General features: G+C 63.1%; 12 protein-coding genes. 11 read left to right on the top strand and 1 reads right to left on the bottom strand.

Annotated features, from left to right (window positions below; all coding sequences use genetic code 11):
* The first annotated feature begins 312 nt into the window (after positions 1-312).
* From ACWDTI_RS23905 to ACWDTI_RS23875, 7 genes are all read left to right on the top strand, one after another.
* Complete coding sequence (locus tag ACWDTI_RS23905) at positions 313-1,563, top strand: hypothetical protein (RefSeq protein ID WP_449740623.1); 1,251 nt, start codon at positions 313-315, stop codon at positions 1,561-1,563.
* 994 nt (positions 1,564-2,557) lie between these two features.
* Positions 2,558-3,193 carry a TnsA-like heteromeric transposase endonuclease subunit gene (locus ACWDTI_RS23900; protein WP_449740622.1) on the top strand — a complete coding sequence of 212 codons (636 nt, stop codon included), beginning with the start codon at positions 2,558-2,560 and terminating at the stop codon, positions 3,191-3,193.
* Positions 3,180-5,426, top strand: coding sequence for a hypothetical protein (locus ACWDTI_RS23895; protein ID WP_449740621.1), 2,247 nt, complete (start codon positions 3,180-3,182; stop codon positions 5,424-5,426). The genes ACWDTI_RS23900 and ACWDTI_RS23895 overlap by 14 nt, the downstream gene beginning before the upstream one ends.
* A gap of 26 nt (positions 5,427-5,452) precedes the next feature.
* Positions 5,453-6,517 carry an ATP-binding protein gene (locus ACWDTI_RS23890; protein WP_449740620.1) on the top strand — a complete coding sequence of 355 codons (1,065 nt, stop codon included), beginning with the start codon at positions 5,453-5,455 and terminating at the stop codon, positions 6,515-6,517.
* Positions 6,514-8,739: a TniQ family protein gene (locus ACWDTI_RS23885; RefSeq protein WP_449740619.1), complete on the top strand. Its 2,226-nt coding sequence runs from the start codon at positions 6,514-6,516 to the stop codon at positions 8,737-8,739. The genes ACWDTI_RS23890 and ACWDTI_RS23885 overlap by 4 nt, the downstream gene beginning before the upstream one ends.
* A 136-nt stretch (positions 8,740-8,875) precedes the next feature.
* Entirely contained in the window at positions 8,876-9,196 is a 321-nt protein-coding gene (locus tag ACWDTI_RS23880; RefSeq protein WP_449740618.1) for a helix-turn-helix domain-containing protein, read from the top strand.
* Between the two features lie 17 nt (positions 9,197-9,213).
* Positions 9,214-10,296: an integrase core domain-containing protein gene (locus tag ACWDTI_RS23875; RefSeq protein WP_449740617.1), complete on the top strand. Its 1,083-nt coding sequence runs from the start codon at positions 9,214-9,216 to the stop codon at positions 10,294-10,296.
* Between the two features lie 108 nt (positions 10,297-10,404).
* On the opposite strand, the gene ACWDTI_RS23870 is transcribed toward ACWDTI_RS23875, so the two are convergent.
* Complete coding sequence (locus ACWDTI_RS23870; protein ID WP_449740616.1) at positions 10,405-10,557, bottom strand: hypothetical protein; 153 nt, start codon at positions 10,555-10,557, stop codon at positions 10,405-10,407.
* A gap of 202 nt (positions 10,558-10,759) precedes the next feature.
* Between ACWDTI_RS23870 and ACWDTI_RS23865 the strand changes: the two genes are divergently transcribed.
* The 4 genes from ACWDTI_RS23865 to ACWDTI_RS23850 all read left to right on the top strand — a co-directional run bounded on the left by ACWDTI_RS23865 (position 10,760) and on the right by ACWDTI_RS23850 (position 13,362).
* Positions 10,760-11,440, top strand: coding sequence for a hypothetical protein (locus ACWDTI_RS23865; protein WP_449740615.1), 681 nt, complete (start codon positions 10,760-10,762; stop codon positions 11,438-11,440).
* On the top strand, positions 11,424-12,365 hold the full coding sequence (locus tag ACWDTI_RS23860) for a hypothetical protein (RefSeq protein WP_449740614.1): 942 nt from the start codon (positions 11,424-11,426) through the stop codon (positions 12,363-12,365). The genes ACWDTI_RS23865 and ACWDTI_RS23860 overlap by 17 nt, the downstream gene beginning before the upstream one ends.
* 13 nt (positions 12,366-12,378) lie before the next feature.
* Positions 12,379-12,873 (top strand): hypothetical protein, encoded by a 495-nt coding sequence (locus ACWDTI_RS23855; protein ID WP_449740613.1) that lies wholly within the window; start codon positions 12,379-12,381, stop codon positions 12,871-12,873.
* 291 nt (positions 12,874-13,164) lie between these two features.
* On the top strand, positions 13,165-13,362 hold the full coding sequence (locus ACWDTI_RS23850) for a hypothetical protein (protein WP_449740612.1): 198 nt from the start codon (positions 13,165-13,167) through the stop codon (positions 13,360-13,362).
* Positions 13,363-14,615: the final 1,253 nt, after the last annotated feature.

Genomic DNA, 14,615 nt, shown 5'->3' with positions numbered 1-14,615 from the left:
GGGGCCAATACGTAGGGGTTGGCGTAATTGGTCCTGGGTTTGACCACCCCCGGAAAAACACCCGCTGGTCTCAAACCCCTTGACAAGTTCCGAGGCGGGTCGGACCTCCTCGGCCGGCTCGCCAGGCGGTGTCGGTAAGCGAGACGGCCACGGCCAGCGCACTGCGCCCCTTGTCGACAGGTCTCTCTATTTCATCCGCCGCGCTTGGTTGATAGTCGTACTCGGCCGTCGATGCGTGCGACACCGATCGGGACTGTCCGCCGCGGGGTATCGACGAGTGCAACGTCATCAGGATGGAGCATCATGATCGGCGTGACGCGCTTTGACGAAACCTGGCACCGCCTGCGGGAGTGGACCGCCGGCCAGACCCCGTCCGAACGATTGGCCGCCCTCGTGCTGGACGTCGAGGGCTATGAGGCCATCGACCCCGCCCATCCGCTGGGCGGTAAGGATGGAGGAGCCGACGCGCTCGTCGTGAAGGACGGCCAACGGTGGGTCATGGCTGTGTACTTCCCACGTGGCCAGCAGACGATCGCCGACATCACCAAGAAGTTCACCTCTGACCTCGCCGCGGCCAAGGAGAAGGCGCCGAACCTCGCTGGCCTCGTCTTCGTCACCAATCAGGAGTTGCTGCTCGCCCAGCGCCGGGACCTCTGCGCCCTTGACGACGCCGTCGAGATCGACCTGATCCATCTGGAGCGATTGACGACGATCCTCGACCGTCCGCGCATGTCGCAGGTCCGCGAGCAGTTCCTCGATATCTCCGCGCGCCCTCGTCCGATGCTGGTTTCCGTCGAACTCGACGGCTTCGTCCGCGCCTTCGACCGGACTGAGGAGGTGCTCGACAAGGTAGTCGAGCTACATGACCGTCGCCTCCGCGAGGACAACGCGCGCGCGAAGGAGCGGGCCGCGGCGCCTTCTCCTGTCTTGCCGATCATCGCCCTGCAGACCATGGGAATCTCTGAGACCCCGCAGCCGGTGCTTAGTGACGACGAGATCACCGAGCGTGTCAAACGCTTCCGCGATGAGCTCACCGCGCGCTGGCCGCTATGCCAGGACTACCTCGCCGCCGTCGCGTGGCCCGCGGTCGGCCTCACCGTCGTCAACCGTGAGGCATCCTTTCTCACCGACGTCCAGGTCATCCTGACGTTCCACGGAGCGCGGGGAGTGAAGCACGCCGCGATCGACACATTCAAGTGGCAGCGCCTCGAGGACCCGTCATGGCAGCCACCGCCGGGACCGTACGGCATGAGGCCCCCGACCCTCCCGGACTTCACCCCGCTCGGCTACCCGGTCTCCTGGGGGTATGACGACGATGGGGAGCTGCAGATCACCATCGACCTTCCCAACCTGCGCCCACACCCGCCGTGGCGGCATACCGGGGACGACGTCGTCCTGGTCATGAGGACACCTGCCCGCAAGGCCGTCACCGTCACCTACACGGTGACCGCCGCGGGCCACGGCACGGTCTTCGAGGGCGAGCCGATCGAGCTGCCAGTGGAGCGTGTCGACATGTTCGACTCATTACTGGCAGCGCTCGACGCTGTCAGCGGCGAGGACTAATTGAAGACCCGAAGCACTTCTGCCCAACTGGCGGTTACCTCTTCCGCTCTTCGGTCGTGTCCTTGGCGCCGCCGTAGCGCTCGAGATGCCAGCGGACATGTTTTAGCCGCTCTACTAGGCGCCGACCCTCTTTCGATCGTGAATTGACAGCGTTGATGTGCTGCTGGAGTTCGTCGGCTTCGGCACGAAGCCGACGCCGGTGGCCGGCATACTCGGTTGAGCAGTTGTGGCTGCAGAACAGTGCTTTCCTGCCGGGTTGCCCGACGGCGTAGGTCACCTTGTTGACGCAGCTCGGATTCATGCAGAACGCTTCGATCGAGTGGTCGCTCAGGGATGAGTGCAGTGTGGAGGCGGGTCGCGACGAGCGTGCTGCGGGTCGGAACGGCTGATCTGTTGGAGTCAGTGCTGCCTTGTACACGGCGATGTCACCTCACGGAGAATGGGCTTCGATGTATGTGGTAATCATAGCGAGCTGACGTCTTCTCATGCTGGTAGCAAGGGGTGGGCGGGCAACATGCGGTTCCTGTCAATCACTTGACCTTGGGCCGATCAACACTTAGCTTGTTCACAAGCCCGCCGTAAGGCGGGACGACCGGCGAGGCTGCGCCAACAGCCTGAGAACCGGCCGTCCCATGGCGAGCCCTGATGAGAACGGAACGAATCCGAAGGAGCCCTCCGTGGGCGATTGTATCGACGTACCCCGACATCGTGCACCTAGCTGTGCGCTCCCACTGCCGCTGTCTCCGCCTACCCGGTCGTTCAGGACGTGTGTCCTCGGTTCGGGGGCGGAGGCCGCGCGATGCGGTCGCTGACCAGTTCGACGCTGTGGCGATCGGTTCCCGACCCGGCCCACTTCGCCAGGATGGAGCGGGGGAGCGGCTACGACGGGGACGATGTCGCTGTCAGGACGACGGCCCGCTACATCCCTGCCGGCGCGTCCGAGGTGACGAAACCGCTCCTGGATGTCGATCCGTTGTGTGTCGACGGTGGGGAGATGACGCGGCCGATCCCGAAATACAAAGGCCGCAAGAACTATTCGGGGCACGACGCGCTGACTACGGGTGGACGTGTCGTCGACTTCGAGTCGAGGCTTGAGCACTGTCGCATCATGATCGCCGATTTCGACCCGACGGTGACAGCGATCAACTCGCAGATGATGGAGTTGGTGTTTCGTCCATCGAATGATAAGCCGCGCAGGCATTTTCCGGATCTCTTGTTGCTGGGTGCGGATGGGCCGACGGTCGTCGATGTCACCAGTGAAACGCGACTGTACAACGCGAAGCGGGTGGAGACCTACACGTGGACTGGTGCTGCCTTACGCGGAGCTGGGTGGCGCTATGAGGTGTGGTGCGGCGCGGACCCGATCGCGATGGCGAACCTGAGCCTGTTGAGTGGCTATCGGCGGGAATCGGTTGTGGACCCGGCGATTGTTGCGGCCGCGACATCACGCGGCCGGTCGTCGACCATGGAGGATCTGGTGGCGTACCTCTCGGCAGACTTCCCGCCAATGTTCGTCAAAGCTGCTGTGCGACATTGTATGTGGAAGTCGATCTACCGGTTCGACATGTCGGAGTCGTTGGAGTCGTCGACCTGGCTGACCTACCACAAGCTGCGCGATGCCCGTCGTTGAGGCCGCGGCGCCCCTGGATGTCGGCAGTTATGTCCGGTTCCGGGGCGATGTGCTGCAGATCGAGGGTTATGAACCGACACGCGTTACCGCCCGTGACATGGGCCGCCAGGTGGGACGCACGATATCGATGGCGACGTTCTTCGCCGAGGCGCAGCCGTGCACGCGCGCCGGCGAGACTCTCGCTATCGAGCAGGATTTGCAATGGGACCTGACCTCGGACGCTGACAAGCGGCAGGCGTCTGTGGAGACCCGGGAACTGTTGTGGGTCATCTTCGGTGCCGAACTCGACGACGTCTCCGACTACGAGCAAGCCGTTCCCCTCAAGGGTAAGACCCGGCGTGTCAAGGAACTTGCCGCACGACGGCAGGTATCTGAGCGCACAATCTGGCGGCAGCTGGATGAGCTGCAGGCGGCCGGTGGCCCCACGGGGGTGACCCGACCGAAAGCGACGCGCCGGCGCCGCAGCGCTATCGATCCCCGCTGGGAGGACAAATTCGGCGAAGTCATTTCGCGGTATACCGAAGATGCGACGTGGGATGTGGCACCCGTCCTCGAGGACGTCGAGGACGAACTCGTCGAGGAGTTCGGCGAGGGTGTCGTGCGGGTGCCGGGAAAGTCGACGGCCTACGCCTACGTAAAAGAGAACTTTTCGCATCTCAACTCGTTCAAGGGTTCGGCGAAAGGTCGCCGATCGATCGCTCAGCGGCCTGAAATCTCACTGCGACAACTGAAACCGACACACGCGGGCGAGTACGTCATCATGGACACCCAGGTCCTCGATGTTTTCGCGATGGAGCCCGCGACTCGGCGCTGGGTCCAGTGCCAACTGACCATCGCGATGGACCTGTACACCCGGGCGGTAGTGGGGCTGTCGGTGACGCCGGTGTCGACCAAGGCCGTTGATGTCGCGACCGTCCTGTTCGAGACGTGTCATCCACGCCCGATTCGCGGCCCGATCAACCCGCGCACTACCTGGAACTACCACGGTGTGCCGGAGAACATCGTGTTCACCGAGCGTAGCCACCACTGGGGCATGCCACTGGTGGCCGCGGAGAACTTGATCGTGGACAACGGGCGAGCGTTCATCTCGACCCACGTCATGGAGGTCTGCCACCGCAAGGGAATCAACCTCTGGCCTGCCCAGCCATACAAACCGACCGACAAGCCGACGGTCGAGCGGTTTTTCGGCACTCTGCGACGCCGACTGATCATGCGCCTCCCCGGCTACAAAGGCCCTGATGTCTACTCGAGGGGGCTCGACGCGGAGGATGATGCGTTCTTCTTCGTCGACGAGATCGAGAACATCATTCGGCATTGGGTCACTCGTCACCACCACAAACGCCGCCACGCAGGCTTGGTGGATCCTCGCTTTCCCCACGAAAAGCAAAGCCCGAACCGAATGTATGAGGTCTCGGTGGAGGTTCACGGCCTGCCGCGAATGGCCAGCGACCCGTACGCGTTCGTCGAGTTCTTGCCGACCGCCTGGCGCAAACTGCACCACTACGGTTTCGAGGTCGGTAAGAAGCGTCGCTATCGCGGCGATATCCTCAACACCTTCGACGGCCGTGTCTCGCCGTATTCCGGTCACCACGCCGGGCAGTGGCCGATCCGCTACAACCCCGACGACATCACCCTTGTCTACGTTCAAGACCCGCGCACACATCGCTGGCACGAACTCGAGTGGGAGCACGCCCACAAATTCACCGGCCCGATGTCGGAGGACACCTATGCGGTCCTGCGTAAGTGGGCTCTACGCCGGGGCGAGTCACCGGAGCGGACCAAAGACATTCTTGTCGACTGTATTTCGTCGATTGATATGAGCCGCCACGACCGGAACGCTCTCATACGGTCGGTCCACATGTCCGACAAGCGCACGCACGGCACTGCCGACACGATATTGGGTCCGGCACTGGACCCGGACCTTGCCGCGCCGGAAAGCCCACCGAAACCCGACGAATTGGAGGAGATCTCGACCTGGGATCTGTCCGACATCGACGATGTCGTGGGCGAATGCATGCGGGCCGCCGGTGTGGCAGGCGAGCAGGCCGAGCAACTGCGCTCCACCGATCCCGTCGAGGACACCGACAACGAGACGGCGGCAGACGACGAGGAGGAACCCGCCGACGGGTTAGGCGCGTTCACCGCCCGCACACCTGACGGGCTCGACGACGACGATGACGGAGATGGCGGCGAAGACGACGACTATGTCCCAAAAGCACCCGAAATTCGTTGACTGACAACAGAAATGGAGATCGAAGCATGACTCACGCCGGTCGATGGGACCTGACCCGCCGCGAGGGCTGGCGAGCGTTCGTGACATCCGAGCGCAGGGCACGCCCGGACGCGTTGACCGTGCGCGATCTGAACCGGCTGTCCCATGCGGCGCGAGAAGACTATGACGACAGGCGACTGGACTTCCACGCGAACTTCGGAGTCATCCGGACCCCTCAACTGGTTCAGGCACATGCTCTGATGACCATGGTCCTCGACACCGGCTTACGGGTGGACTCCGACAGAGTCAAACCGTCGGTTGTCATCGACGCCGACGCCGGCGTCGGGAAAACCACCACCGTCAACGAATACCTCCGCGAATTCGAACGACGAGAACTGCGCAAGTACGGGGAGCGAACCGATCGGGGACATGACAGGATTCCGGTGTGCCGGGTCGGCATGAGCGCAAAATCCGGACTCAAACCTGTTGTCGCGACCCTGCTCAGGTTCTATGGCGGCGCACAAGCCGACACCGACTCCCTCCGTCGCAACGAACTGTACGAGATGCTGATCGACTACGTCGACGGTACCGAAACCCGCATCATCGCCGTCGACGACATGCATTTCGTCGACCCCACATCGAGAGACGGCCTGACCGTGTCGAACTTCATCAAGGGCTGGTCCAACGACCTCGGTGTCGCGCTCGTCATCACCGGAGTCGCCCTCGCCAGCCGCGGCCTCTACACCGACGGCAAAGCCTTCAACACCACCAGTTCGCAGAACGGACGCCGGTGGACGCCGGTCAACCTGTCTGAATACAAGAACAAGGGGCGCGAGGGAAAACGGGCGTGGAAGGACCTACTGGCTGCCTACGAACAACAACTGGTCCTCGCCGCGCACGAACCCACCGACCTCGTCGCACATGCCCAGTTGATACATGATCGGACACAAGGCTATCTCGTGTCGCTCAATCACCTGATCACGCGCGCCGCGAGCTATGCCATCGCCACCAAATCCGAACGGATCACCGAGGAGATCCTGCGACTGGTGCCGCTGGACTACATCGCACAGTCCTACTGGGAGAACACCGCCGAAAAGAACATCGCCGCATGAACGGGCCGGAACCGGTGCGCCGGCTCCCGTTCGCGGCACGACTCGACCCCGGCCAAACCTTCGAAAGCCTCATCGAATCCATGGCGATCGACTACCACGTCAGCGTTACTGTCATGCTGCGGCGGCTTGACATCACCGCTGAGCGCACCACACACGCCCTGCTGAATCCCGACGCCACTACCATCGCCCACCTGGCCGATGCCTGCGACCTCGACATCGACCAGATCAGGGCCGCGACCCTCGGCTACTACCGAGACGTCGGGGTCGCACCGTCCAACTATGGGCGATCACGCAGCGCCACCGCGCAATGGACACTGTTCACCCGCGACAGCGGTGCCCGCTTCTGCCCCGCCTGCCTGACCGAAAAGCCCTGTGTCACACCAGTGACATGGCACTTGCAGTGGACCTTCGTCTGCCACCAACACCAGGCCGTCCTGGTAGACCGATGTCCCCAGTGCGCTCACGTGCCCCGCTCGGGAGAGAACCGGCGAACCCACCGACTCCAGCCATGGCGCTGTCAGAACGTGATCCGCAGCGGCGGCACGACAAGCCGTGAAGTCTGTGGCTTCGACCTTCGCGACGCCGAACCCACCCCACTGGGCACCGGACATCCACTCTTTGTTACCCAGGCATGGATCGATGGGCTCATCGGCACCCCACGCCGACCATCCTCGGCCACCACGCGCGTCTGCGGAATCGACGTCCCGCGCATCGAAACGCTGCGCGCGCTGTCACAACTGCTGCGGCGCATGGTGCTGCTACGCGTTGACACCATCGATGCGGTCACGCACAACCTCGGCACACCGCGGCGCATCACCACCGGAGTCACCCCACCACCCGGCGACGCCCCAGCCCAATCGATCCTCGCTGCCACCGTGGCGTGCGCAGCCCGCTTCGGGGAGGCCGCGACAATGGCCGTCGACTGCCTGGCCGCGCCCACCCTGGCCCGCGCTGCACACGAGATCGCCCGCTACGCCGACCTCGCCCTCTCGAAGACCCCGCGGGAGGACATGACCGACCGCGCGGCAGACTGGCGTTCGGACACACCGCGAGTGCAGACGCGTCACCGCGCGGGTCTCATCGATGCCATCGACCTCGCAGGCCAGGAACTGACCCCCAGCGACCAACTCACCTTCCGCGTCCACAACCGCATCCCCCGCAGACCCCTACCGTCGACCGTCGCCCTTCCCACCTGGCCGCACACCGCACTCACCGGACTGACCGCTCGCCACATCCCGCAACGCTTGTGGCCCAACGTCATCGCCGCACTCCCACAGAGCACGCATAAAGACACCGGAGCATTCCCCACGGTCGCAGCAATGATGCTCGCCCGAATCGGCACCTACACGCGCTGGAGCCCGATCGCACTGCAACTGGCGCTCCCCTCAACATTCGCCCGCACCCCCCAATCGGTGATGGCACGCCTGATCGACCACAACATGTTCGCAGAAACCGCGATGGTGCTCGATGCCCTTCGCGAATGCCTCGACGACACCCCACCCCCGATCAACTACGCCCGACGCCGATGGATCTTCCGCAAGCTCATCGACCCGGGCCGCGGCTGGCGCCAAGCCTGCCGCGACGCCGACATAGTCGCCACCGACCGCCGCCGAATGTTCCTGGGCCACGCACTCTACGAACTACTCACCGGCAGCGACGCCCGCTTCCGAACGCACCAACCACTACCGGCAGGAGAGATCCGCGTCGCCTACAAACACTTCCTGGCGTTAGAAGCGCGATCCCTCCACAAGTTTCTCCGACATAAAGCCGAAAGCCTTCTCCTGCGCCACAGGATCGACGAACCGATCCAGTGGGCTCCCAGCTTCGACTACGACGACGGATGGCGATCACCAACCCCCGATCTCGAGCGACACCTGCCCGGGTGGACCTCGCCGAGCCGGACCGACACGCTGCGCCAGTCCAGCCGCGACCACACCACTCACCAGGTACTCGACACACTCACCACCGGCGGCTACCTCGATCACATCCTGACCGACATTATCGCCCACCAACGCACCGGAACACTCGTCCACGGACCCACCCTCGACGTGGCCATCGCCGACCTATACCAAGTCACCCACCAGCAGTGGACCTTGGGCGCAGTGGGTAACGAACTGCAACGCCACCTCATCCACATCTTCGGCCCCACCATCGATCTCGACCTGTGGGAACCCCGCGCGCACCCACCGACCCGAATCCTTCCCCAGCAGAGGCCAGCATGACCCAATACCGCACGCCCCATCCCGATCCCACAGTGTTCTGCGTCTGACTTAATTCGGCATTCGGTGCGGAAAAATACCAGCCAGGATGCGGCGTGCCTGAGCGACTGGGAGGTCGGTGCAGGTGTCGAATCAGAGGGTGTCGAACACACGCAGGAAGCGGCGATTGTTGCCGCCGAGTCAGAAGTACGAGATGTGGGTGGCGGTGCTGACCGGCCAATCCACCCAGCGCGAGGCGGCCGAGAAATACCGGGTCGATCGGTCCACGGTGACCACAATCTGTCACACCGCCAAACAGGGTGCGCTCACAGCACTCTCAGCCACCCCGGGACGGCCCGGGCAGAGTCCCGAGCAGGCCGAGATCGCCGATCTGCGTGCCGAGGTCGAACGGCTCCGCGCCACGGTCACCGAGCAGGCCGTCGCCCTGCATCTGCACGAGGGAAAATCGCGCTGGGACTGACCGCCGGCCCGGTCCCAGTGCGTGTGGACGCGTGCGTCAAGGCCGGCCTGCTGGAGTTGATCGACCACGCCGTCGCCGAGGGCTGGTCACGCCGCCGAGCGTGTCGGCTGCTCGATGTCGACGAGTCCCGGGTGGCGGGATGGCAGGCTCGCCAGGCGGCCGATGGACCCGATGGGTTGGTCGATCACAGTCCCGGCGGCACCGCACTGCACGGCATCCTCGATACCGAACGCGCCGCTATCATCGACCTCTACCGAGAGTGGGGTGGGATTGATCGGTCACATCGCAAACTGGCCCACCGCGGTTCCCGGCTGGATCTGGTGCACGTGTCCGATTCCACAGTCCGCCGGGTCCTGCTCGCCGAAGGGCTTGTACTGGAAGGCAATCCACGCCGAGAACCGACTGAGCGGCGGCCGTGGCCGGACTGGCTGGAATGGAAACCCAACAGAATTTGGGCGTACGATTTCACGCACTTCACCCGGGCCAAACGGGCGGTGATCGCGGTACTGGATCTGGTCTCGCGTAAATGGCTGGCCACCCTGTGTTCCCCGGAGGAAACCTCCACCCAGGTCGAGGCCTGCTTCTGGTCGGCGTTGGAATCCGAGCAGCTGCTCGAGGTGATCGATGCCCGCGACACCACCCAGCTGCGCGCCGCGTTGCTCTGCGGTGAACCCGAACCACTCGCCGATGCGATCGGCGCCGGGCAGATCCCGCTGCTGCTCGCGGTCTCGGACAACGGCCCGCAGATGCGCTCACACACCACCCGCGAGTTCCTGGCCGGGGTGCACATCGCCCAACACTTCGGGCGCCCGCACACCCCGACCGATCAAGCCTGGATCGAGACCCTGTTCGGACACGTCAAAGGTGAATGGCCGCACCTGGAGAAGATCGTCGACCCCACCGTGCTCGAGGCCGAACTCGACGCCGTGCGCACCCAGTACAACACCGTCCGCCTGCATGCGGCGATCGGCTACGTCACCCCCGACGACGAACACGAAGGACGTGGCGAAGGCTACCGCCAACGCCGCCGCGACGGGATGGCCCTGGCCCGCCAGAAACGCCTCGACTACCGTCGAGGACAGCAAGGAGAACCATCATGAACGCACACCGTTCTTGGCTGGTATTTAATCCGGCCCGATGCCGAATTAACTCAGACACACCTCAACAGCACTGTTCGCCGACTGCAAGACCCCAAGAACCCGCCGCGCCTACACGGCGAAATGGTCATACTTCATCGACTGGTGCACCAGCCACGACGTTGCCGCGGCACCCGCCACCTCGACCACCGTCATCCGATACCTCTGGGCACGGACCGACATCGATCCGACCACCGGGGTGCCGAGACGCGCGAGGGCCACCATACGAAGCGACTACGCGGCCATCGTCTACGCGCACCGCCGTATCGACCGTGTCTCCCCTGATCCGGCAACCGGTGCGCCGGCCATCCCGATCTGGGCCGACCACCGAATCCAGGACGCACTCAAAGAGATTGACCTTCAATACCCCACCGACGCAGAGCCGGAACCTTCCGTGCGACCACTCCGCGCCGATCACCTCAAACACATGATCGCGACAGCACGCACCAACGCCGCAACATGGGAAGAACGCGCAATGGAGCGACGCGACACCGCGCTGATGCTGCTGCCGGCCATGAGTGGACTCACCGGCCAAGAAACGGTCCAACTACAAATCGCCGAGGTCCACCGGGCCCGACAACAGTGGTGGATACGCGTCGACCGAATCCGCTCTCAGACCAAGCAAGACGCCATCGCCATCCGCCACCACACCGACGTCCACCTCTGCGCCCCATGCGCGTGGGTGCGCTGGCTCGAAGTGCTCGACACCCACGCCACACGACAGCGACCGGGAGTCATCAGACTGCTTGCCCGCCGCGACGAGCAGCGCTGGCACGTCTGCAAGCGCAGACCCGCCATCCACGGTCTCACCGTCGACAGCCCCTGCTTTCCCGGCGGCGCCCCGGGACGCTTCCGCGAAGGACACCTCACCGAGCCAACCGCCACCAGTGCTGTTCGCCGCCGACTCGCGGCCGCCTACCCCGACGTCGACCCGACCGGGTATGGCGTCCCCAACCTGCGCGCCGGCTATCTCGCCGCCGCCATAGACGCCGGAGAAGACATCCGCCAGACCGTCCACAACCTCGGCGTCGCGTCACTGAACATCAACGCTCTCCACCGACTCGATCACCCCCACGACACAGAGGACGACCGTGTACATACACGCTGACGACCAACCCACCCAGACGACAGATGGCCCCGCACGACAATTCCTGATCATCGACGACACCACCCACACGATCCTCGCCGCATGGTGGGTTCTCGACAACGATCCTCTCCACCAGGACAGCAGCCCCAGCGGGCCCCAGCGACAGGAGCAGCATCGCCGACCCCGCACCATCGTGCCGCCGCGATACACCAACGAGTGGGCGTACTTCGTCGACTGGGCCTGCGCATTCGACCACGAGTACCTGCCGACCACCCCAGCAGTAGTGGCGGAATTCCTCGGATTTGAGAACCCGTCCGAATATACGCGCCGTGGCGCAGTGACGGCCATCAACGCCGTACACAGGGCCAATGGGTTCCCGCCGCCCGGACGCAGCATCATGCTGCGCGGCATGCTCTCCCGACGGTTCCGGGATGTCGACCTGGCGCGCCGTGCCATCGCGAACCAGCCCACCACCGGCTCAGCGATGCTCCGAGGCCGTCGCGATGCACTACTGCTGTGGCTGACCGAAATACTGTTGGTCCCCACCTCAGTGATCGCGAACCTGCGCACCGACGGCATTCGAATCACCGAGAACACAATCGAACTCGTCGATCACGACATCGCCGCACCCCTCGATCATGATGACCCCAACGGGTTGTATCGAGTCATCGCACGATGGGCGACCGTCGTAGCACGAGCCGACAACACAGCCGACGACAACTACCCGATGGATACCTTTCCGGACTGCGAAGAACTCACGCCGGCGGACGTCAGGGAAACACTCGCGAGCCGGTCCCAGCCGCTCATCCCAGGGATCGATCAGTGGGGCAACATCTTGCGACGCGGAGATCACAGCGCACGAGGACTCTCCGCAGGGGCGGCACGAATCGCCGTCAATCGCGCACTCCAGTACGGCGTCACCGGGCCGGACCCAATTGCGGGATGACCAGAATGCCATCGTGAGCACAACGACGATGGCGCCGTCGATCCGATCGCAAACTCGTTCGGCTGCAACTCATTCGACCTCAGAACACCGCCACACCCACGACAAAGGACATGGAATGAGAAGAAACAAACTCACTGCTGCCTACATCAAAGACGCCGCTGATGGTCCCTCCACCGATGCGCTCGCACTCCCTGACAAGCCAACCCCTGAAGAGAGGGCGAAACCGACATCGCGGCGCGCGATGAGCGAACGCATCATCGACAGAAGCTTTTGGAACGCTGACTACTCCGACCCGAGATGGGAGAACGTTGCGATCATAAGTCGTCAGATCAAGCGACATCGTCGCGAGCGCGCGGAGGACGACGCCGCCAACAACGAAGACGAATCGCTGAGTCCCACCGTCGACTTCGACGGCTTGGTGCAGGAGCTGACTCAGATGATGAAGAACGCCGACGAGATTCACCGCCTCCGAGCAGAACACGCAGACCGACGGCAACTCGACAAGTAATTGACCGAGTCCAAAGCCGAAGGCTGCCAGCATCACCCAAGCCCGGCGCGGGCGCGACTACCAGCGCAAGACAATGAGCTGACCCAAGAGGAGCGGAAAATGTCCACTACCCACGACCACGGGAGCACTGGCGACAAACGGGTCGACAACCAGACAGACATCGAGTCCTATCGTCGAAAGTGGCGAGCGAAAGCGAGATCCACCAGGCTCACCAACGCTGACCTGCTTTGGCTTCTCGACATCCCCGAGCCAGAAGCACACGGAGGCAACGCACTTGACTCTGACGCCGGCGTGACCGCAGTGACCCACCCCGACACCGGAATCCTACTGCTCGCAATCGGCAGCAAGGTGCACTGCGACGACGGCGACGCGGAAATCACCTGCCTCGACGACACGGAAGTGACCATACAGCTCGCGCAGACCGGCCATATTCGAACCTGTGCGATCTCGGATCTGGTCTTCCAGGCACAGTTCTACGTCATCGAGTAGCGCCCTGTGGTGTCCGCGCGGATGTATGGCTAGTGGCGGTTCACCCACGGCTCGTTCGCGTCCCGATACACAGGATCCGCATCTACCCACCGCGTAACCGGGTATTGGGGCTGAGCCGCTCGGTCTTCGCGCTCGCTTCCCTGATCTGCAGTGGCTCACTGCTTCCCGGTCTTCGAGCATTGCTGCATTGCGGCGCTCTTTGAAGGACAGGAATTCTAGAATTCTTGCCCCTTGCCCTCCTGACATTGAACCCAACGCCGTTCATGCCGCATCGGGGCTGCGTTCAGGCAAGTACACAACTCTATCCGCTGCAAGTCGTAGAGAGTTCGCCAGCGAGGATCGACTGCTTACAACTTCAGTCCTCAGATCGATACTGGCCACTGCGCTGCTGAAAATATGATCACCGGAGACGACTACCAGGCCACTGAATCTTTCAGCCACAGACTCATCCAGAACCGAAAGAAGTGCCTTGTCTGCGCCATCTGGGCCTGATTGGACCACAACCCGCACTCTCGGCCATTCGGTCATTACTTCTAAGAAATTGATATGGCTGATTCCGACAACAACTTGGTCGAGATCTGTGCAGCAAATAGCCTGCATAATCTTCGGTCGAATCGAGCTCGTCTGGCCGGGGCTAATGCGACCAGCTCCGATTGCATTTTCGATATCGACCAGAACAAGACGACGTCGAGTACGAATCGATGTGAACGATGGAACCTCAGCGTTAGGTAAATGGCGTCTCCGTGTCATAGTCCAATTTCAGCCCAACTTTGGAGCTGGCGGTAGTTCGCGGAAGCGAACCTACTCGGCTACGTCTATGAGTGGACAAACTGAGCCTCTGACCGGGCGTCGACGACCGAGTCCGGGTCCGTCGCTGACCGCCTTGGTGACAAATCGGGAAGGGGTGATCAGCATGCCCCGGTGGTAGTGGGCCGTCACGGCGATCTGACGCTGCGACGCTATGTCGAAGCGCTTCTCACACTGAACGTATGCTGCAATAGTCTCCTAAATTCGACGCCCGACGCTGCCGAAACCGTATAGAAGTCTTCGATGGCTAGCTTCAGCTGTGGTCCACGAGCGAGCTGGCTGAGATTCTGGATCGCGACAGCATCGAGCTAAGCGCTTTCGGAGTCGCTGACAATCAACAAGTCCACGAGTTGCTGCAGAGTTCGGTATTCACTCACAGAGCACAGAGCACAGAGCACAGAGCACAGAGCACAGAGCACAGAGCATCGGCTCGACGCGCAATCGGC

The sequence above is a fragment of the Gordonia sp. NPDC003424 genome (assembly GCF_053588655.1).
Note: the sequence above shows the minus strand (reverse complement) of the source record. Positions and strands in the feature narration are given on the sequence as shown.

Excerpts from the sequence above, each read along its gene's own strand:
- ACWDTI_RS23900 (WP_449740622.1), top strand. The coding sequence starts at position 2,558 with ATGACGCGGCCGATCCCGAAATACAAAGGCCGCAAGAACTATTCGGGG.
- ACWDTI_RS23895 (WP_449740621.1), top strand. The coding sequence starts at position 3,180 with ATGCCCGTCGTTGAGGCCGCGGCGCCCCTGGATGTCGGCAGTTATGTC.
- ACWDTI_RS23890 (WP_449740620.1), top strand. The coding sequence starts at position 5,453 with ATGACTCACGCCGGTCGATGGGACCTGACCCGCCGCGAGGGCTGGCGA.
- ACWDTI_RS23885 (WP_449740619.1), top strand. The coding sequence starts at position 6,514 with ATGAACGGGCCGGAACCGGTGCGCCGGCTCCCGTTCGCGGCACGACTC.
- ACWDTI_RS23870 (WP_449740616.1), bottom strand. The coding sequence starts at position 10,557 with ATGGTGGCCCTCGCGCGTCTCGGCACCCCGGTGGTCGGATCGATGTCG.
- ACWDTI_RS23865 (WP_449740615.1), top strand. The coding sequence starts at position 10,760 with ATGATCGCGACAGCACGCACCAACGCCGCAACATGGGAAGAACGCGCA.